We start from the raw sequence: 19,845 nt of genomic DNA, 5'->3' as shown, positions 1-19,845 counted from the left end.
CTTCCCTGTGAATCCTTTGGCAACGCCGCGTCCCGGAGTCAAATAGTGCTAAAAAAACTCAAAGGGAACTCGTTTCTTGCTGGATCTGCAGTCTATCTTATATCCAACATACTTAACGCCGCGATACCTTTCGCGCTACTTCCTGTTCTTACTCGATATCTTAGTCCGGAGGAGTATGGCGAAGTAGCTATGTTTCATGTGTTCTTCGGTGCGTTAACCGCTTTTATAGGGTTGAGCATGCAAGGTGCCGCTGGCCGGAAGTTCTACGATGGAGATCTCGGAGAAAATGAACTCAAGGAGTTTATAGGCTCCTGCCTGCAAATTCTCTTAGTTACCAGCGCATTAACCATGTTGGTTCTTATCGGTATTAGTGGTTACTTGTCGGAATGGTTAGCACTAGATAAAAAGTGGATCCTGCTAGCTGTTTTAGTGACAGCATCAACTGTGGTGTTCCAGATTCGACTTAGCCAGTGGCAGGTGAGAAAAAAGGCCAAACAATATGGCGTCATGCAGGTTTCGAAAAGCCTGGCAGAATTAGTGCTCTCACTTGCTCTGGTTGTGCTCTTTTTAAAAGGTTCAGAGGGCCGTATATCGGCCCAAATCTGGACGGCTATATTATTTGCCGGTATAGCATTTTGGTTTCTTAGGCGAGATGACCTCGTTAGGATTCTCCTTTGGAGGCCGAAGTATATTCGTGAGGCGCTTAGCTTTGGTGTCCCTCTCATACCCCATGTGGGCGGAGCGTTCCTACTGGCGTCGGTTGACCGTTTCGTCATCAACGCGGAGCTGGGTTTAGCCCAGGCCGGTATCTATATGGTTGCAGTGCAGCTTTCGACTGCACTATTACTGATCTTCGATGCAATAAATAAGGCCTATGTGCCTTGGCTGTTTGAGCGTCTAAAAAAAGATGATGAATGTGAGAAACGTCGTATCGTCATCTATACCTACTGCTGGTTCGCTCTGCTTTTGCTCGGGGCAGTGGTCGCGTTTTTAATCGCACCTTGGATTGTTTTGGCCGTCGCGGGTGAGCCTTATGCTAGTGCAGGCGATGTGATTGGTTGGTTGATCCTTGGCCAAGTTTTCGGTGGCATGTACCTTATGGTTACTAATTACATATTCTTCTCCAAGCGGACTGGGCTACTTTCGGTGGTCTCTATATTTTCAGGCTTGATTAACGTGGCTCTACTAATATTTCTTGTTGCCCGCTTTGGCTTGCAGGGTGCGGCATACGCATTTTGTACCTCAATGGCAATACGTTTTTTACTGACTTGGTTTGTCGCGCAAAAGCGCCACGCTATGCCTTGGTTTGAATTCACTAAACTGTTTCCACAGGCAGGAATATGACATCGACCCTGAATCTTATAGGCAGAGAAAAAGAACTATTTATAAAGGATGTTCAAAATCACGAAGCGAGGTTATCTGAAATTATTTGCAAATCCAGATTTCTGGTCCTCGGCGGCGCTGGGTCGATTGGTCAAGCTGTAACCAAAGAAATCTTCAAGCGCAATCCGGCTAAGTTGCATGTGGTTGATATTAGTGAAAACAATTTGGTTGAGCTGGTCAGAGACATTCGCAGTAGCTTTGGTTACATCCCCGGAGATTTTCGCACCTTCGCATTGGATATCGGTTCGGTTGAGTATGACGCGTTCTTCAAGGCTGACGGTGGCTACGATTACATTCTGAACCTCTCCGCTCTCAAGCACGTGCGTAGTGAAAAAGACCCCTACACCCTGATGCGCATGGTGGATGTGAACGTTTTCAATACGGACAAAACGCTACAACAGGCGATTGACGCTGGCGCCAGGAAATACTTCTGTGTGTCCACCGATAAGGCGGCAAACCCGGTCAATATGATGGGCGCCTCCAAACGCATCATGGAAATGTTCCTGATGCGAAGAAGCCTGCAGATGGACATTTCCACCGCACGCTTTGCCAACGTGGCTTTCTCTGATGGTTCCCTGCTGCATGGTTTTAACCAGCGCCTGGAAAAACGCCAGCCGATTGTGGCGCCGAATGATGTTCGCCGTTACTTCGTCACCCCAAAAGAGTCTGGCGAGCTGTGCCTGATGTCCTGTATTTTTGGTGACAATCGGGACATCTTCTTCCCGAAACTCAGTGAAGAACTTCACCTGATCTCGTTTGCTGACATTGCTGTGAAATACCTGGCGGAGAAGGGCTTAGAGCCGGTTCTGTGCAGCGATGAAGACGAAGCTCGGGAGCTGGCGAAAACACTCCCGGAACAAGGCAAGTGGCCATGCCTGTTCACCTCCAGCGACACAACTGGCGAAAAAGATTTTGAAGAATTCTTCACTGATAACGAAACGCTGGATATGGAGCGCTTTGAGAACCTGGGCATCATCAAAAATGAAGCCGACTTCGACGAGCAAATGCTGGCCGAGTTTGAAGAGCGGATTACAGAGATGAAACGGGATGTGGCCTGGAGCAAGCAGGACCTTGTGGACCTGTTCCATCGCATGATTCCAGATTTCGGCCATAAAGAAACCGGCAAATATCTCGACAGCAAAATGTGAGGCAGCTTTGAGCGACCAACTGATCCGGTTTGTCAGAGACTATTTCCAAACCAACGAGTTTATCCCGCTTCATGCGCCGGTATTTCCCGGCCGTGAAAAGGAATATGTAGCCGACACCATCGAGTCTACCTTTGTATCCAGCGTAGGCGCCTATGTGGACCGGTTTGAGCAGGATATGGCCAGCTACACCGGTTCGCCCAAGGCGGTCGCAACCGTCAACGGAACGGCCGCCCTGCACATTGCGTTGAAGCTTGCGGGCGTAGAGTCGGGTGATCTGGTCATAACCCAACCACTTACTTTTGTGGCTACCTGCAATGCCATCGCCTACTGCAACGCCGAACCGGTGTTTATCGATGTAGACCGGGACACCCTGGGGTTGTCCGCCAAGGCGATGGAAGCCTGGCTGGACGAGCATGCGATGCTGGACTCTGATGGCATTTGCCGCACCCGCGCAGATCACAAAGTGATTCGGGCTTGCGTGCCCATGCATACTTTCGGACATCCTGCGGACCTGGACGGGCTGATGTCGGTCACCAGCCGCTGGAATATCGCGCTGGTAGAAGACGCCGCCGAATCGCTGGGAAGCTATTACAAGGGAAAACACACCGGCACCTTCGGCGCGCTGGGTACGCTCAGCTTTAATGGCAATAAAATCATGACCACCGGTGGTGGCGGGATGATTCTGGCCGGCGAAGCGTTGGCCACTCGCGCCAAGCACCTGACCACCACCGCCAAGAAGCCACATCCGTTTGAGTACATTCACGACGAGCTGGGCTACAACTACCGGTTACCCAACCTGAACGCAGCATTGGGCTGTGCTCAACTTGAACAGTTGGTAACCTTTATCGAGGCCAAGCGGGCATTAGCGGCTGCTTATGAGGGATTCTTCGCCGGCACAGATTTGGAATTCGTAAAAGAGCCCGCAGAATGCCGCTCGAATTATTGGTTAAACGCCGTTATTTGTGAGGATAAATCCCGCAGAGACGAGCTGCTTGAAAGCACCAACCAGGATGGGGTGATGACGCGTCCCATCTGGGCGTTGATGAACCATCTGGCTATGTACCAGAGTTGTCGTCGTGGTGATCTGAGTAATTCGGAGTGGCTGGAAGCCCGGGTGGTTAATTTGCCAAGCAGCGTAGTGAGCAAATGAGTGCAATGAACCGGATCGGCATTTTCGGAACATCAGGCATGGCGAGAGAGGCCGGTGATATTGCATGGGCAATGGGTCTTGAGCCTATTTATGTTGCTCGTGATGAGGCCGAATCGCGGGCCTGGTGTTATTCGGCAAAGGTAATTCTGGAACAGGATGTTGACCAATACGCAGGCATGCCCTTTGTGATCGGAATTGGTGAAAACAACATCCGCAGAGCAGTTGCTGAACGCTTTAAAGATTTGCTTACGTTCACTAACCTGGTTCATCCAAGCGCCACCTTTGGGTGTAGTCAGCGTGAAGTGCTTGAACATTGCAAAGGCACGATTGTTGCCGCCGGCGCTCGTTTCACCAGCGGTATCATTGTTGGGGATTTCTGCATCTTCAACCAGAACACCACAATTGCCCATGATTGCAGGGTGGAAAGTTATGTCCACGTGGCCCCGGGCGCTAATCTTTCTGGCAATGTCCATTTAAAGCAAGGCTGCTGGGTAGGCGCGGGTGCTGTGATCAATCAGGGCAGCAATACCGAAAAACGGGTGGTCGGCGAAAATACCACGGTGGGCTCTGGAGCAGTGGTCATTAGCGATTGCGAAGCTCACGCCGTTTATGCAGGTGTCCCTGCAAAGAGGATCAAATGAATACGCTTATTATCGCTGAAGCCGGCGTTAACCATAACGGTGATATGGCGCTGGCCAAAGAACTGATTGCGGCTGCGGCTGCTGCAGGGGCAGATCTGGTCAAATTTCAGACGTTTAAAGCTGCAAACATTATCTCCCGAAACGCGCCAAAGGCTGAGTATCAGAAAGGCGCCACCGACCCTCAAGAGTCTCAGCAGGAAATGGTTCGCAAGCTCGAGCTAACTCGGGAGAACCATTTGGAGCTGATCGCTGAATGCCAAAAGCAAGGAATCGGCTTTTTCTCCACCGCCTTTGATAAAGACAGCATCGACTTGCTTGAAGAGTTGGGGGGGACTGATGTCGTTAAGGTGCCTTCCGGCGAACTAACCAATCTCCCATATCTGCGCTACCTGACCCGCCACGGAAAGCAAGTGCTGCTATCAACCGGCATGGCAAATATGGGGGAAATTGAGGCCGCGATTGACGTGGTGGAACAGGCGGGAACCCCCAGAGAAAAAATCACCGTTCTGCATTGCACCACCGAATACCCCACACCCATGGGAGATGTGAATCTTCGGGCTATGGTCAACATCGGCAAGGCGTTCGGTGTATCCGTGGGTTACTCAGACCATACGCCGGGCATTGAAGTGCCGATCGCTGCGGTTGCTCTGGGTGCAACAGTGATTGAAAAACACTTCACCCTGGATCGCAATCTGCCAGGGCCGGATCACCGGGCCAGTCTGGAGCCCCATGAGCTGACAGCCATGGTGCAAGGCATTCGCAATATTGAAAAAGCGTTGGGGGACGGCATCAAGCGCCCGAGCCCCAGTGAACTCAAGAATAAGCCCATTGCCCGAAAATCGCTGGTGGCCGCCCGCCCCATCAAGGCTGGCGAACCATTTAGCGAAGAAAATTTGATGGCCAAACGCCCGGGTACAGGCATTTCGCCGATGCAGTGGGATGAGGTGATTGGTCGCACGGCGCCTCGTGATTTCAGTGAAGACGAGTTGATCGAACTATGACTCGCAAGGTTTGCGTGGTTACCGGTACCAGAGCCGAGTTTGGACTGTTGTGCTGGCTGATGGGGGAGATTCAAAGCCACCCGCAGCTGGAGCTCCAGGTGATTGCGACAGGCATGCATTTGTCGCCTGAATTCGGTTCTACCTACCGCGAAATCGAAGAAGCGGGCTTTGAGATTGACGCCAGAGTGGAAATGCTTCTGAGCTCGGATACCTACACGGCAGTGACCAAGTCCATGGGGCTTGGTGTGATCGGCTTTGCTGATGCCTACGAGCGCCTGGCTCCGGATATCGTGGTGGTGCTAGGGGATCGCTTCGAGATATTTGCCGCGACGTCTGCCGCCATGATTGCGGGTGTGCCCGTTGCTCATTTACACGGGGGAGAGACAACCGAAGGGGCTTTTGACGAAGCCATCCGCCATTCCATCACCAAAATGTCTCACCTGCACTTTGTAGCCGCAGAGGAATATCGCCAGCGCGTGATTCAGCTTGGGGAACACCCGGACAGGGTGTTCAATTTTGGTGGCATGGGCATTGATGCCATCAAACGCATCAAATTACTCAGCCGAGAAGAACTGGAGCGTTCGCTGGAACTCAGCTTTGGTGAAAAGAGTCTTCTGGTGACATTCCATCCCGTGACCCTGGAAGGTGGAGCCAGCTCGGCCGCTCAAATGAACGAATTGTTAGCTGCTTTGGAAGGACTGAACGATACAACTCTAATCTTTACCATGCCAAACGCCGACACCGGTGGACGAGAGCTCAGTGCGATGGTCCGGAGGTTTGCCGAAAACCGCGCTAATGTCAGGGTATATACGTCATTGGGCCAGCTCCGATATTTCTCATGTTTGAGTCAAGTCAGCGGAGTTGTTGGTAATTCATCGAGTGGCTTGTTGGAGGCGCCGGCATTTCACATTGGAACTGTGAATATCGGTGATCGACAGAAGGGGAGGCTCAAGGCGAGCAGCGTGATTGACTGCGAGCCGAACCGTAAAGCTATTGCGGCTGCGCTCGAAAAACTCTACTCAGCCGATTTTCAGGCCGGTCTCGCCTCCGCGTTCAACCCTTATGGTAACGGCGGTGCCAGTGAAGCGATCGCCAAGGTACTTGCGGAGTACCCGCTGGAAAATATTCGCAAAAAAGCGTTTTACAATCTGTCAGCTAATGACTTCTCTTGAATCTCGGAGTAATCCATGAAGCCCTGGCGTAAAGCCCTAGTAAACAGCGACGTTACACTGGAACAGGCCATCGAAATTCTGGACAAGGCTGCCTTACGAATTGCGCTTGTGGTCGATTCAAACAATAAGCTGCTGGGCACGCTGACAGACGGCGACGTGCGCAGAGCGTTACTGAAACACTTACCGTTGGAAACGCCGGTTAATCAGGTGATGAACACCCAGCCCAAAACAGCAGAGCAGTCATGGACGGAGAGTCGTATTCTGTCGGTTATGGAACAGCATGAGTTACTGCAACTTCCTGTGGTTGATGCTGATCGTCGAGTTGTGGGACTGATCAACTTGCACGACGTACTGAACAAGCACCGCCACGACAACCCCGTCTTCCTGATGGCGGGCGGCTTTGGCACCCGCTTGCGGCCGTTAACGAACAACTGCCCCAAGCCCATGCTTAAAGTAGGTGACAAGCCCATCCTTGAACAAATCCTGCTGAACTTTGTCGAGGCCGGTTTCCATCGTTTCTACATATCCACCCACTATATGCCAGAAGTGATTCGTGACTACTTTGGTGATGGTGAGAAGTGGGGGATCAGCATTCAGTATGTATACGAAGATGAGCCTCTGGGGACAGGGGGAGCCTTGGGCCTGCTGCCGCACGATGAAATCAATCAGCCATTATTCATGATGAACGGCGATCTGTTGACCTCCCTGAACCTGCATAGCTTCTTGGAGTTCCACGAAACCCACAATGGTGTCGCCACCATGTGTGTGCGGGAATATGAGCACCAGGTGCCTTACGGCGTAATCACCAGTGAAGGTACTCAGATTAAGTCTATGATTGAAAAGCCGATTCATCGGTTTTTTGTAAACGCGGGAATCTACTTGTTGGCCCCTGAGTTGGTAAAAAGTGTGGAGCCTGGCACTCGTGTTGACATGCCAACCCTGTTGGAGCAACAGATTGAGGGCGGAAAGACTGTGAATATGTTCCCGATTCATGAGTACTGGTTAGATATTGGGCGCATGGACGATTTTCATAAAGCCCAAATGGAAGTGCAGGATCGATTGAATGGCTGATACAGGCGATATTCTGATTGTTATTCCCGCTCGAGGTGGCAGTAAGCGCCTGCCCCGTAAAAACGTACTGCCGCTGGCAGGGAAGCCACTGATCTGCTGGACGATTGAAGCGGCGCTGGAGGCCAGGCTCAATGCAAGGATCATGGTAAGCAGCGATGATGAGGAAGTTCTGACAATCGCCCAGCGATACCAAAGCGAGGGTGTAATTGCCTATAAACGGCCTGATGAGCTGGCTAGCGATACCGCCTCCACCGCTGATGTGTTGATTGATGCAGTTAAAGTCGAGCAGGCGGCAGGTCACGATCCGAAAACAATAGTGCTCCTGCAGCCCACATCGCCCCTTCGTAATGCTGAGGATATTCGGGCGGCTTTGGATGTTTATCGGAAAGGTGGGTGTGAAGATACGGTTGTGACGGTATGTGAGGTAGATCATCCTACCGCCTGGGTTGGGACTATAGGTGAGGGCTCGAGACTTGAGGGCATTGATCTTTCTGGGAAACGCTCGCAGGATTATCCTAAGGAGTACCGGTTGAATGGAGCTGTTTATGTAGTGCAGTCTCACTTAGTGCTGAATTCGGGTTCACTTTTTACTGAGTGTTTAAACGCTTCGGTTATGCCGAGGCTGCGGTCACAGGATATTGACGAGCTCGCTGATCTTCGGTTTTGTGAGAGTTTGATTTGAATAAAAATCTCAATGCAGAAAATTCTGTTAGTGCAAGTCGATATCTGAACAGTAGCCAACATCTCGAATTTGACTGCTCGGCGACGAAAAATGAGTTTACTCTCAGATATTAGAGAAGTTATACAATGGGTGGGCATCACTAAATATGCGCTAATGGTAATAATCGGTAGTAACGCGATTGTACAATCGAGAACTCCTGATCCGTTACTTTTTTGCACGATATGAGCCATAGCGTGTGGCAAACTCCAAGTGCAACACCGGGTCTGGTAAACGACTGAAGGGGTACTAGGATTCGCTTTATCAGATCGATAAATTCCTCCAGCGGCGCCCAACTCGTCGTGACTGAACTCTAATAAGTTGTTTTCCTTTGGCATGTGTTGGCGCAAAGCACCACTGGTATTTTGGTTGATCCTCGCTACCAAGGTCTATGTAAGTCTTCGAAACAGATCACTGTTCCGGTTATTTGGGAATTCTTGGAGTGGCTCGCTTGTCATACCGGGGTAATGATATTGCTTTTTTTCAAAAATGATACTCGACTAGAGAGCGCGGTAGTTAGTTTTGAGTCCGTGTATTAATTTCAATTTGTGGTCTTTTGAAATATGAAATTCTTAGCAAGAGCTTTTGGCTGATGATTTTCTACGTCATATTTGCGTTGCTAATGATGTTCTTCTCAAAAACTCGAGTTGCAAGTTTATTTGTAATTCTATTCTGTTTTTCATTGCTTTCAGGATTACTAGTTGGTGTAAATTTTGGGTTCGATTCTGGGGATTCTATCGAGGTTCTATTTATTTGTCTTATGCTCGCGCCTTTCTATCTGACATTAAACTTGTTCAAGGGGCGGGGACTTTCAAGAACCTTCATTAGAAAGAAGACGCATTCTGTGTATTGGTTTGTGGCCTTGATATCTGCGATTTTCTTGTTTATTAACTTGTATGTTTTATATAAATCAATAGGATACTATTTTTCTATTGGGGTAACCGTTGGAGAGTATAATAATAGTGGTGGTGCGGAGAGCTTTCTAACTGAAAGAGTTTCACCGGTTCTGTTTGGTCTAATTAGTGCTGCGAGTCCGCTGGCATACGTAAGCTTAGGCGCACATTTCATCTTCTTGGTAAGAGGGGAAAAATTAAAAGCCGCTGTGGCTTTTATTGGATCATTATCTATAGTTGTTTTCTCTTTGCTAGAGTTGGCAAGAAGTGGTGTTGTGCTTTATATCTTAATTTATTTTGGTTTGCTTCTTTATGTATATGATGTTTTACCGTTTAATCAGAGAGCTTCGCTCATAAAAATTGTTTCATTTTTTTTCTTGTGCCTTTTTTCTATTTTAATTTGGGTGTCGTTTTCTAGATTTGATGTTTACGTTTATCAAGGGGCGGGGTTCATATCAAACCCTGCGCTTTATTCAATATTCCATTATTTGTCTCAGTGGTTGGTCAACGGAGTTGAAATAATAAAAGTTTTTAGTGTAGAGAATATCATGTTTGGAAGCAATTTTTCTTATATTCCAAATCGAGTTTTGTCTGCTTTTGGTGGAGAGCCTGCGGATATTCTGGCCAGGAGGTTGAATGCATATGGAATGTACGCGACAAAATTTAACGGGATGCCGGCAATTTTATTATATGACTTTGGGTTTCTTGGCGCGCTTCTGTACTCGTGGATTTTCTATGCATTATCCTACTTGATAATTAAGGGATCTAGACGACTTGAGTTCAAAGTATTCGCATTCTTGATGATTTTTCCAATGATTGCGATGTTTTTTCAAGGCGTGGTCTATATATCAGGGTACCTGAATGTTGCTATTATTTATATGATGCTAGTATATTTGGTGTCGAGAATAAGAGTTAGAATTTGGAATTAGCTTTCATGAAGACTTGCATTTTTTTTGCTCAAACCCCCTATCAGGTAGTGGTTTCTCTCTCGATGTCTTATTCGCTAATAAAAGAGGAGCTATGTCGAGTTATTATAATTGATGATACTGTAAATAAACAGCTTTTTAAAAATAGGCACTTGCTGGCGGGTGTGTTAGAGGTTGCGTTTATATCCGAAATTCCGAGCCATTTTTTTTATAAGAGATCTTTTTTGGCAGTATCTGAAGTTAAGTATCTTGTAAATAATTTAAGTGTTGAGTCTGTTAACGTTAATCTTTATATTTTTAAAAATCATGATCCTGTTGCTAATTATCTTTCACGGTGGGTTCATGATCGTTATGGCACGGTCTTTTTGGTTGAGGAAGGTTTGTCTATTTACAAGTCGGGGAGAGGTGTTAGTCTCTCTAGGGTAATGATAAATACAATTAAACGGGTTTTCGTAAGGCTGGTTACTGGAGCAGATATAAATTTCAAATTTGGCGTTTCGAAATACATTGATATTGTTATTTCTCGAGACCCTGAAGCACTTAAAATATATAGGCCTGATATCGTTGTGGGTGTAAATAAAAAGGAGTTTTTATATTTGGGTTTTGATTTTAAAAATCTTGTTTCAGCTATATTTCTATCAGACGATATATTGTTAACCGATAAGTACCGTCAAAAGAAAGTAGTGGTGTATCTAGGTCAGCCACTATCAGAGTTGAGAATAGTTTCATGGGAGGAGGAAAAAAGAGTTATCGAAGTTTTTCTTGCCGCGGCAAGATCGCTAAATGTAAGTGTGGTTTGTAAACTACACCCTCAAGAGAATAAGATTAAATATCAGAAAATTGGGTTCTCTGACATAATTTATTCCGACGTTCCGAGTGAAGTTTTGTTTTCAGGGATGACAGAATTTATAACTTGCTCTTTCTTTTCGAGTGGAACATACACTGCGTCATTAGAGCTCGGCGCGCCAGGCATTTATTTGTATCGACTCGCAAATATTGATGTTAATGTTCCATTTAATGATAGGGTTTTTATCCCGAAAATAGAATCTGAAGTTAATGGTGCTGTTAAGTCTGCTCTTTCGATATTAAAATAAAAAACCAATCTGGGGATTTTGTTTGGTATTAATGATTTTTAATTAAAAATAGTTTCGCAGGTTAATTAATATGTTTAAAGATATAAAATCGTTGGATTGTACGCTTAGAGATGGTGGTTATTATAATAGATGGGACTTTAATTCTGAGCTGGCTCAAGAATATATTGCAGCAATGGATGCTGCTGGCGTAGATATTATTGAGATTGGTTTTAGATCTTTGATTAATGAAGGATATAAAGGTGCTGTAGCTTATACTTCCGATGAATTCCTTGAAGGTCTAAAAATACCCGTTGGGATGTCCATAGGTGTGATGGTTAATGGCAGCGAGCTGGCCTGTCAGGACGCGCAGGAGGCAGACCTTTGTTCCCTGTTCCCGCTTCCAGCAGACAAAGCCCGTTTTAGTCTCGTTCGTATTGCCTGCCACGCCCACGAGTTCAAAGACGTACTTCCTGCCGCTAACTGGCTAAAGAATCGTGGTTATCAGGTTGGATTCAACCTGATGCAGGTTGCGGATAGGTGCCAGTCAGACGTCGTTGATTTGGCAAGAGAGGCTTCTAGATATCCTATAGATGTGTTGTACTTTGCAGATTCTATGGGTGGGATGAGCCCAGAACATGTGCGGCAGGTAATTGGGTGGATACGGCAGGGGTGGTCTGGTCCTTTGGGTATCCATACCCACGATAATATGGGCTTGGCGCTTCAGAACTCGCTGATGGCGCTCAATGAGGGGTGTACCTGGGTTGATTCGACAGTCACCGGAATGGGCCGTGGGCCGGGCAATGCAAGAACTGAGGAACTGGTAATTGAAATCGCGGAACGGCGCGGTTCTTCAGTCAATATGGTTCCACTCATGCGCCTCATAAGGGAACACTTCAAGCCAATGCAGGAGCGTTACGGGTGGGGAACCAACAGTTATTATTACCTGGCAGGAAAGTACTCCATCCACCCTACCTATATTCAGGAGATGCTGAACGACTCAAGGTACGACGAAGAGGATATCCTGGCGGTTATTGAACACCTCAGGGTTGAGGGTGGGAAGAAGTTTAGTCTTAATACTCTTGATGCGGCCCGACACTTTTATCAGGGTGAACCCACAGGTAGTTGGGACCCATCCTCCATGATCAAAGGGCGCGAAGTTTTCCTTCTTGGTTCAGGCCCCGGTGTGTTGCATCATCGTGGAGCCATTGAGTCTTACATTCGCCGCAAGAATCCCCTTGTTGTTGCCCTCAATACTCAATCTGGAATAGCCGCTGAGCTTATCGATGTGCGTGTAGCCTGTCATCCTGTTCGGTTGCTCGCAGATTGTGAGGCTCACAACCAGCTGCCTCAGCCTTTGATAACGCCTGTCTCCATGTTGCCGGAGGACGTAAAGGAATCACTTGCTGGCAAGCGAACTCTGGATTTCGGCCTGAAAGTTGTGCCAGATGGTTTCGAGTTTGGTCAATATTGTTGTTCTGTTCCGAATTCGTTGGTCGTAGCCTATGCGCTGGCCGTTGTCACCAGCGGCAAGGCTGAGCGGGTTCTTATGTCAGGCTTTGACGGTTACGGCGCGGATGATCCAAGAAGCCAGGAAATGCAAAGTCTTTTGTCGCAATATCAGGCCTGTCCAGAAGCTGTGCCGTTAGTCGCGGTGACACCTACTCGGTATACGCTCCCTGCTCAATCAATTTATGCCCTGTGAGGAAGAGATGAGAACAGTCGTTATTATCCCTGCCCGGTTTGCTTCCAGCCGCTATCCGGGAAAGCCGCTTGTTCCCTTGCTGGGAAAGCCGATGATCCTTTGGGTGGCGGAACTTTCAGCCAAGGCAGTTGGCTTGGAAAACGTCTACATAGCGACTGAGGATAATCGTATTGCAGAGGTTGTTGCCGCGGCTGGGTTCCAAGCGGTGATGACCAGCGGGCGGGCTTTGACAGGCACCGACAGGCTTGCTGAAGCGGCAGAACAGATTGAAGCGGATATCTTCATCAATGTGCAGGGGGATGAGCCACTGGTGAATCCGTCCGATATTATCCGTGTAGGCGAGGCCAAGGCGGCGAATATAGATGCTGTGGTGAACGGTTACAGTTGGGTCTCAGACCAGGAAAACCCTGGCAACGTCAACATTCCCAAGGTTATCACCAACGAGGCTGACGAGTTGGTCTACATGTCTCGTGTCGCTTTGCCAGGCTACAAAGACCCTGATAACGCACCGGCAAGGTATAAGAAACAGGTGTGTATCTATGCATTTACCGGTGATGAGCTTAATGCCTTTCGCAAGTTCGGGCGGAAAAGTGAGCTTGAGCATTGTGAAGATATCGAGATCCTGCGATTTCTGGAATTGGGCAAGCGCATCCTCATGATTGAAACCCAGCCGGGTAGCCTCGCTGTGGATGTTCCAGAGGATGTCGCTGGAGTAGAGCTGGCCCTGAAGCGGAAGCATGGTTTGTGAAAACAGAAGGTTATAGCAGTCTGATTTTTGACTGTGACGGGGTGGTGCTGAACTCGAATAGGGTAAAAACCAAGGCTTTTTATGAAGCGGCGCTGCCCTATGGCACAGGCCCAGCACAGGCATTGGTTGATCATCATGTGGCGCATGGCGGTGTCTCTCGTTACCGGAAGTTTGAGTATTTCCTGAATCAGCTTGTGCCTCCGGATGCTATCGGGCCGGGCCTCGAGGAGTTGCTTGATGTATACGCTCGCAAGGTTCGCGAGGGCCTGATCGAATGCGAAGCAGACTCCGGATTATTTGAGTTGCGCGAACAAACCCCCTCAACATCCTGGTTCATCGTTTCTGGCGGTGACCAGGCTGAGTTACGGGAAGTATTTTCTGAAAAAGGGTTGGATCATTTATTTGATGGCGGTATCTATGGCAGTCCCGATACCAAGGATGAGATTCTGGCCCGTGAATTACGAGCAGGGCGCATTGTGAAGCCCGCCTTATTTATCGGGGATAGCCGATATGACCACGAGGCTTCTGTTAGCGCAGGGTTAGATTTTTTATTTGTCAACCAGTGGACTGAGTTTGCCGGGTGGGAATCATACTGTGATAAACATAATGTTGAATTTGTAGTCAGTTTGGGCGACTTGCTATGATTCCGGAATCAACTTCCCCTATAATTTGGTGTTGTCTTGGTAGATAGAATGAATTACTTATACCTTACCCGTTCGGGCCTGAAGCAAGTCCAAGCTACCGGGGAAATGGAAAGTATTTCGACCGATACCTGCTACACGGAGGATTTCATTGATCGCCTGAATAATCATGATTTTGAAGGGCTTTCTGATTATTCAAATGAGATTTTTCTTTACCATTATGTCAGGTTGCTAGAGTTTTCTGAGATTCTGAAATCTAGCGACTGCTCGCGGTATAGTTTTTTTGCTCGGCTCCTCGATAAGAATCTTTTTATTAAAGCGAAGGCTGAAACCGGTCATCAGGTTTCACTAATAATCCGGCTTCTAACGACGGTTTCATCATTTTTTCTATTTGTTTTTTCCTTTTTTGCGATAATTTTCCTGGCTTTTCTTCTGCCATTCTATCTTGTCAGACGAAAAGAACCTGATAGCACGTTAGCATTTGATGCTGGTAGGCGAGTTGTCTTTCTGATCAGATCTAAGGCCGCCTTTCAGAAGTGTAGGCTAAGTATAGAAAGAGCCATATCAGCAGTGACGCTTGTAGATAACTTTGGTGGGCTCAGTGTTCCCGGGATTTCTATATACTCGGTTGTGTGTCGTAGGAATATTCTAAAAATATCCGTAATCTCCGCTTTTCACGCATTAAGGGATATCAGAGATTTCCTAAAGGACGGCAGGTTTATGCTAGGGAACTCTTGTGCTCTTGCGCTGTTCCCGGGCTATGTTAAACGCATTGCACACAAAGCCGTTTACGAATCATGCCTGGATGAGGTTGTTCGGTTGTTTCCATGCGCGGTCTTTTACACAGGAGATAAAGACGATCGCTTCGCTTTGCTTCAGACCAGAGTATGTCATCGAGAGAAAAAGGAGCTTGTTTGTTTGCCCCATGGGCTTGAATATGGGTTTCGATTTCCTGGTGGGTTAGCGGGTACCACTTTCTATTGTTTTACGCCGGAGGCCGCCAGTTTTCTAAACAGGCTATACGACGAAGATAAGTTTCTTTATGCAGATTCCGTGGTCGATGCAATGTACGGTGTTGGTAGTGAGAGTAAGTTTTCGGAACCGATTGAACGGGTTTGTTTTTTTTCGGAACCTCGAGATCCTGAAGTAAACTATCAGATTATAAGTGAGCTTGTTGAAAGAGGTGTTACGGTTTTTGTTAAATTGCATCCTCTTGAAGCTGCAAGTGATTATAAACATCGTTTTCCTAACGTTGAACAAATAGAAGATCTTGACGAAGCTATGCGCTCCTCAGTGTGTATTGCCAGAAAATCGACAATACTGTTAGAGGCCTCCAGAAGAGGGGTAAAAGCGATCGCTTCATTGGTCAACGATAAAGACCGAGTTTATGTAATGAGGATTTTCCCATCCTTGGGTTCCGAGAATATTTTTAAAGCTTTTACATTTGATGAACTTCAAGAACTTCTCTGATTGTCCATGTTTTCAGATCGAAGTTTACGAAATCAGAAATACATGACTTTGGGGTATTAGAGTGTTTCGTAATAAAATTTTGCTGATAACCGGTGGCACCGGCTCTTTTGGAAATGCTGTTCTCAGCCGCTTTCTGGATACGGATATTGAAGAGATTCGCATCTTCAGCCGGGATGAGAAGAAACAGGACGACATGCGTAAGCGCTACGCCAACCCCAAACTCAAGTTTTATATTGGCGATGTACGGGACTACAACAGCATTCTGAATGCTACCCGTGGGGTGGATTTCATATTCCACGCTGCAGCGCTCAAGCAGGTGCCATCCTGCGAATTTCATCCCATGGAGGCGGTGAAAACCAATGTGATCGGCACCGAAAACGTGCTGGAAGCGGCTATCCAGAATGAAGTGAAGCGGGTAGTGTGCCTGAGTACGGACAAAGCGGTATACCCAATCAACGCCATGGGTATTTCCAAGGCCATGATGGAAAAGGTAATGGTGGCCAAGTCCCGCAATGTGGACCCGGACAAAACCGTTATCTGCGGTACACGCTACGGCAACGTGATGGCATCTCGTGGCTCGGTAATTCCGTTGTTTGTGGATCAGATTCGTGCCGGACAATCCCTCACCATTACCGACCCGAACATGACCCGCTTCATGATGACCCTGGCCGATGCGGTGGACCTGGTGCTATACGCCTTCGAACACGGCAGTAATGGTGACCTGTTTGTACAGAAGGCCCCCGCGGCCACCATCGAAACCCTGGCCCGGGCGCTGACCGATCTGGTCGGCAAGCCGGACCACCCCATCAATGTGATTGGTACCCGCCACGGTGAAAAGCTGTTTGAAGCCCTGCTCAGCCGGGAAGAAATGGCCTGTGCCCAGGATATGGGGGAGTACTACCGGATTCCACCGGATCTTCGGGATTTGAACTACGGCAAGTTTGTGGAGCAGGGGGAGGAGAAGATCTCCCACACCGAGGATTACAACTCCCACAACACCGAGCGCCTGGATGTGGCCGGCATGCAAACCTTGCTGCGCAAGCTGGAATTCATTCGTGCCCTGGAACGGGGTGATTACCAGAGCCCGGAGGACTGATTGATGAAAGTACTGGTAACCGGCGCCAACGGTTTTATTGGCAAGAACCTGCAAATGCACTTGCAGGAGAAAGGTGGTTTTGAGGTGTTGCCCTTCACCCGGGAACATACCGAGCAAGACCTGCCCGGCCTGCTGGAAGGTGTGGACTGGATAGTGCACCTGGCCGGCATCAACCGTCCGCAGGACCCGGCCGAATTTACCACCGGCAACGCCGGGCTGACCCAGGCTTTGTGTAACGCAGTGCAGGCCACAAGCCGGAGTATTCCAATTATCTACAGCTCCTCGATTCAGGCGGAGCGTGATAACGACTACGGCACCAGTAAGCGCGAAGCGGAAGAGGCCCTGCTGGCCCTGAATAAAGCCACTGGTAACCCTGTTTACATATATCGCCTGCCTAACGTGTTCGGCAAATGGGCGCGGTCTGATTACAACTCGGCGGTGGCGACCTTCTGCCACAACATAGCCCGGGATTTACCGGTACAGATTAACGATCCGGATGCGGTGATCAATCTGGTGTATGTGGATGATGTAGTCGCCAGCTTCCTATCCCTGCTGGGCGGCGAGCCACAGAACGGCCCCTTTGTTGAAGTGGAGCCGGTATACCAGATTACGGTGGGCGAGCTGGCCAGCCAGCTGACCCGCTTCAAAGCCACCCGCGATAACCTGATTACTGAGCCGGTGGGTACCGGGCTGGTGCGGGCGCTGTATTCCACCTACGTAAGCTATCTGCCACCGGAGCGCTTTACCTACACCGTGCCCCAGCACGGCGACGAGCGTGGCGTGTTTGTGGAAATGCTGAAAACCCCTAGCGCCGGCCAGTTTTCCTTCTTTACCGCCCACCCGGGCATCACCCGTGGCGGCCATTACCACCACTCCAAAACTGAGAAGTTTTTGGTGATCAAAGGTAAGGCGTGCTTCCGCTTCCGCCATATGCTCACCGGGGAGTTCTACGAGCTGTTCACTGACGGCACGAAACCGGAGATTGTGGAAACCGTACCCGGCTGGACCCACGACATCACCAACGTGGGTGACGAGGAGCTGGTGTGTATGCTCTGGGCCAATGAAATTTTTGACCGGGATAACCCGGACACCTTCGCCTGCCCAGTGGGTACCGAAGCCTGAACGACTCTGGAATTACCATGAAAAAACTGAAAGTCATGACCGTGGTCGGCACCCGGCCGGAGATTATTCGTTTGTCCCGGGTGATGGCCAAGCTGGACGAGTATTGCGAACACATTCTGGTACACACCGGCCAGAACTACGATTTCGAGCTGAATGAAATCTTCTTCCAAGACCTGGGTATCCGCAGGCCGGACCACTTCCTGAGTGCTGCTGGCGCCAGCGGTGCGGAAACCATCGGCAACGTGATTATCGCGATGGACAAAGTGCTGGCGGAAGTTCAGCCGGAAGCGCTACTGGTGCTGGGCGATACCAACAGCTGCATGGCGGTGATTCCCGCCAAACGACGCAAGATTCCCACCTTCCACATGGAAGCTGGAAACCGCTGCTTTGATATGCGGGTACCGGAAGAGATCAACCGCCGCATTGTGGACCACACGGCAGACATCAACCTGACCTACAGCACCATCGCCCGGGATTACCTGTTGCGTGAAGGACTGCCACCGGATCGTGTGATCAAAACCGGCAGCCCGATGTTTGAAGTGCTGAACCACTTCCGTGAGGGTATTGAAGTCTCTGACGTGCTGGAACGGCTGGGACTGGAAGAAGGCCAGTTCTTTGTAGTGAGTGCCCACCGGGAAGAGAACGTGGATTCCGACAGAAACTTCCTGGCCCTGGTCGACACCCTGAATGCAGTGGCAGAACAGTACGGTTACCCGGTGATTGTATCCACCCACCCCCGCACCCAGAAGCGGGTGGATGCCATGGGTGTGCAGTTCCATGGCAACGTGCGGCTGCTGAAACCGCTGGGCTTTAAGGATTACAACAAGCTGCAACTGAGCGCCAAAGCAGTGTTGTCTGACAGCGGCACTATCAGCGAAGAAGCCTCCATCCTCAACTTCCCGGCCCTGAACATCCGCGAAGCCCACGAACGCCCCGAAGGCATGGAAGAAACCGCCGCCATGATGGTGGGTCTGAGCACCGAGCGTGTGTTGCAGGGGCTGGCGATTCTGGAAAACCAGAGCCGGGGTGATGATCGCGCCATGCGGCTGGTGGCAGATTACAGCATGCCGAACGTGGCGGAGAAGGTGGTACGGATAATCCACAGTTATCGGGATTATGTGATGCAGACGGTTTGGAAGCAGTACTGAGCGCCCTGCATGACAACAATTCATTCCGGACGGCGAGATATCGCCATTATTAATCGCAGTTTTTGGCCTATATACCCGGTGATTGGTGAGGCTCTACTTAGGTTCTCTGAAAAGCTGTCGAACTCCTGTGCTGTGTCGGTCATCCTGCAGGATCATGCCGGCATCAAGGGGCATCTTGCCGAGCAGAAACGGGGTCGTGGTGTGGAGTTTCTTCCCGGCAAGGCGTGGTCAAGCTCATCCAGCGGCATTCTGATTAGGGCTTTGGACTCGGTCTATTTCATGTGTTGGGTTATCTATGCACTTTTGCGAACTCGCCCAAAGAAGGTCTATGTCTCCACTGACCCCCCCGTTCTGGTGCCGTTCGTTGTGATGATCTATGCCCGGTTGTTTGGCGCCAGATACATCTACCATTTGCAGGATATTCATCCTGAAGCGGCCAGAGTGGTGATGAAGGTTCAGCCATTGGTGTATCGCCTGCTGCGTTGGATGGACGGTATTACCATGCGCCGGGCGGAGGCGCTGATTACCATTACAGAGGAGATGGCAGAAGAGATTCGCCAGCGTTCCCACACAAAAGTGCCGATCTACGTCATCAGTAATCCTGCAGTCTCGTTTGATGAGGTGGATTCGCGCCTGGAGCGGGTCAGAGGTTTTTCATTCTGTGGTAACGCGGGCAGGTTACAGCGTATTCCATTGTTGATTGATGCGATAACGCAATATCTGCAGGACGGAGGCACTCTCA

At 49.2% G+C, this 19,845-nt stretch carries 18 protein-coding genes; all 18 read left to right on the top strand.

Features of this window, described 5'->3' with window-relative positions:
- Positions 1-45: 45 nt before the first annotated feature.
- Positions 46-1,344: an oligosaccharide flippase family protein gene (locus AAC035_RS00775; protein ID WP_339799002.1), complete on the top strand. Its 1,299-nt coding sequence runs from the start codon at positions 46-48 to the stop codon at positions 1,342-1,344.
- Positions 1,341-2,531, top strand: coding sequence for a UDP-N-acetylglucosamine 4,6-dehydratase (locus AAC035_RS00770; RefSeq protein ID WP_339798999.1), 1,191 nt, complete (start codon positions 1,341-1,343; stop codon positions 2,529-2,531). The genes AAC035_RS00775 and AAC035_RS00770 overlap by 4 nt, the downstream gene beginning before the upstream one ends.
- Before the next feature lie 7 nt (positions 2,532-2,538).
- Entirely contained in the window at positions 2,539-3,681 is a 1,143-nt protein-coding gene (locus tag AAC035_RS00765) for a LegC family aminotransferase (protein ID WP_339798996.1), read from the top strand.
- Positions 3,678-4,322 carry an acetyltransferase gene (locus AAC035_RS00760; protein WP_339798993.1) on the top strand — a complete coding sequence of 215 codons (645 nt, stop codon included), beginning with the start codon at positions 3,678-3,680 and terminating at the stop codon, positions 4,320-4,322. Before AAC035_RS00765 ends, AAC035_RS00760 begins: the two co-directional genes overlap by 4 nt.
- Positions 4,319-5,323 carry an N-acetylneuraminate synthase gene (gene neuB / locus AAC035_RS00755; protein WP_339798990.1) on the top strand — a complete coding sequence of 335 codons (1,005 nt, stop codon included), beginning with the start codon at positions 4,319-4,321 and terminating at the stop codon, positions 5,321-5,323. The genes AAC035_RS00760 and neuB overlap by 4 nt, the downstream gene beginning before the upstream one ends.
- Positions 5,320-6,495: a UDP-N-acetylglucosamine 2-epimerase gene (gene neuC, locus AAC035_RS00750; protein WP_339798988.1), complete on the top strand. Its 1,176-nt coding sequence runs from the start codon at positions 5,320-5,322 to the stop codon at positions 6,493-6,495. The genes neuB and neuC overlap by 4 nt, the downstream gene beginning before the upstream one ends.
- Before the next feature lie 15 nt (positions 6,496-6,510).
- A complete protein-coding gene (locus tag AAC035_RS00745) occupies positions 6,511-7,566 on the top strand; it encodes a nucleotidyltransferase family protein (protein ID WP_339798985.1) in 1,056 nt (351 codons plus the stop codon).
- A complete protein-coding gene (locus tag AAC035_RS00740; RefSeq protein ID WP_339798982.1) occupies positions 7,559-8,248 on the top strand; it encodes an acylneuraminate cytidylyltransferase family protein in 690 nt (229 codons plus the stop codon). Before AAC035_RS00745 ends, AAC035_RS00740 begins: the two co-directional genes overlap by 8 nt.
- A gap of 880 nt (positions 8,249-9,128) precedes the next feature.
- Positions 9,129-10,106 (top strand): O-antigen polymerase, encoded by a 978-nt coding sequence (locus AAC035_RS00735; protein WP_339798979.1) that lies wholly within the window; start codon positions 9,129-9,131, stop codon positions 10,104-10,106.
- A gap of 5 nt (positions 10,107-10,111) precedes the next feature.
- Complete coding sequence (locus tag AAC035_RS00730) at positions 10,112-11,197, top strand: polysialyltransferase family glycosyltransferase (RefSeq protein ID WP_339798976.1); 1,086 nt, start codon at positions 10,112-10,114, stop codon at positions 11,195-11,197.
- 70 nt (positions 11,198-11,267) lie between these two features.
- On the top strand, positions 11,268-12,878 hold the full coding sequence (locus AAC035_RS00725) for an aldolase catalytic domain-containing protein (protein WP_339798973.1): 1,611 nt from the start codon (positions 11,268-11,270) through the stop codon (positions 12,876-12,878).
- 7 nt (positions 12,879-12,885) lie between these two features.
- Positions 12,886-13,626 carry a 3-deoxy-manno-octulosonate cytidylyltransferase gene (locus AAC035_RS00720; RefSeq protein ID WP_339798970.1) on the top strand — a complete coding sequence of 247 codons (741 nt, stop codon included), beginning with the start codon at positions 12,886-12,888 and terminating at the stop codon, positions 13,624-13,626.
- The gene (locus AAC035_RS00715; protein WP_339798967.1) at positions 13,623-14,270 is read left to right on the top strand and encodes an HAD hydrolase-like protein; all 648 of its coding nucleotides are present in this window, start codon (positions 13,623-13,625) and stop codon (positions 14,268-14,270) included. The genes AAC035_RS00720 and AAC035_RS00715 overlap by 4 nt, the downstream gene beginning before the upstream one ends.
- 48 nt (positions 14,271-14,318) lie before the next feature.
- Positions 14,319-15,737 (top strand): hypothetical protein, encoded by a 1,419-nt coding sequence (locus AAC035_RS00710; RefSeq protein ID WP_339798963.1) that lies wholly within the window; start codon positions 14,319-14,321, stop codon positions 15,735-15,737.
- Between the two features lie 61 nt (positions 15,738-15,798).
- A complete protein-coding gene (locus AAC035_RS00705; protein ID WP_339798960.1) occupies positions 15,799-16,833 on the top strand; it encodes a polysaccharide biosynthesis protein in 1,035 nt (344 codons plus the stop codon).
- 3 nt (positions 16,834-16,836) lie between these two features.
- Positions 16,837-17,955, top strand: a complete 1,119-nt coding sequence (locus AAC035_RS00700) for an NAD-dependent epimerase/dehydratase family protein (protein WP_339798957.1) — start codon at positions 16,837-16,839, stop codon at positions 17,953-17,955.
- A gap of 17 nt (positions 17,956-17,972) precedes the next feature.
- Complete coding sequence (wecB, locus tag AAC035_RS00695) at positions 17,973-19,103, top strand: UDP-N-acetylglucosamine 2-epimerase (non-hydrolyzing) (RefSeq protein WP_339798954.1); 1,131 nt, start codon at positions 17,973-17,975, stop codon at positions 19,101-19,103.
- 9 nt (positions 19,104-19,112) lie between these two features.
- The coding region (locus AAC035_RS00690; RefSeq protein WP_339798951.1) for a glycosyltransferase at positions 19,113-19,845 on the top strand (733 nt) is incomplete at its 3' end.

Source organism: uncultured Marinobacter sp., assembly GCF_963974375.1.
In the GTDB taxonomy this organism is placed as follows: domain Bacteria; phylum Pseudomonadota; class Gammaproteobacteria; order Pseudomonadales; family Oleiphilaceae; genus Marinobacter.
This window is presented reverse-complemented; position numbering and strand designations above follow the sequence as displayed.

What these genes read in the sequence shown, in the direction of transcription:
- AAC035_RS00760 (WP_339798993.1), top strand. Translation starts at nt 3,678, where the DNA reads ATGAGTGCAATGAACCGGATCGGCATTTTCGGAACATCAGGCATGGCG.
- AAC035_RS00770 (WP_339798999.1), top strand. Translation starts at nt 1,341, where the DNA reads ATGACATCGACCCTGAATCTTATAGGCAGAGAAAAAGAACTATTTATA.
- neuB (WP_339798990.1), top strand. Translation starts at nt 4,319, where the DNA reads ATGAATACGCTTATTATCGCTGAAGCCGGCGTTAACCATAACGGTGAT.
- AAC035_RS00720 (WP_339798970.1), top strand. Translation starts at nt 12,886, where the DNA reads ATGAGAACAGTCGTTATTATCCCTGCCCGGTTTGCTTCCAGCCGCTAT.
- neuC (WP_339798988.1), top strand. Translation starts at nt 5,320, where the DNA reads ATGACTCGCAAGGTTTGCGTGGTTACCGGTACCAGAGCCGAGTTTGGA.
- wecB (WP_339798954.1), top strand. Translation starts at nt 17,973, where the DNA reads ATGAAAAAACTGAAAGTCATGACCGTGGTCGGCACCCGGCCGGAGATT.
- AAC035_RS00730 (WP_339798976.1), top strand. Translation starts at nt 10,112, where the DNA reads ATGAAGACTTGCATTTTTTTTGCTCAAACCCCCTATCAGGTAGTGGTT.
- AAC035_RS00710 (WP_339798963.1), top strand. Translation starts at nt 14,319, where the DNA reads ATGAATTACTTATACCTTACCCGTTCGGGCCTGAAGCAAGTCCAAGCT.
- AAC035_RS00740 (WP_339798982.1), top strand. Translation starts at nt 7,559, where the DNA reads ATGGCTGATACAGGCGATATTCTGATTGTTATTCCCGCTCGAGGTGGC.
- AAC035_RS00725 (WP_339798973.1), top strand. Translation starts at nt 11,268, where the DNA reads ATGTTTAAAGATATAAAATCGTTGGATTGTACGCTTAGAGATGGTGGT.
- AAC035_RS00700 (WP_339798957.1), top strand. Translation starts at nt 16,837, where the DNA reads ATGAAAGTACTGGTAACCGGCGCCAACGGTTTTATTGGCAAGAACCTG.
- AAC035_RS00745 (WP_339798985.1), top strand. Translation starts at nt 6,511, where the DNA reads ATGAAGCCCTGGCGTAAAGCCCTAGTAAACAGCGACGTTACACTGGAA.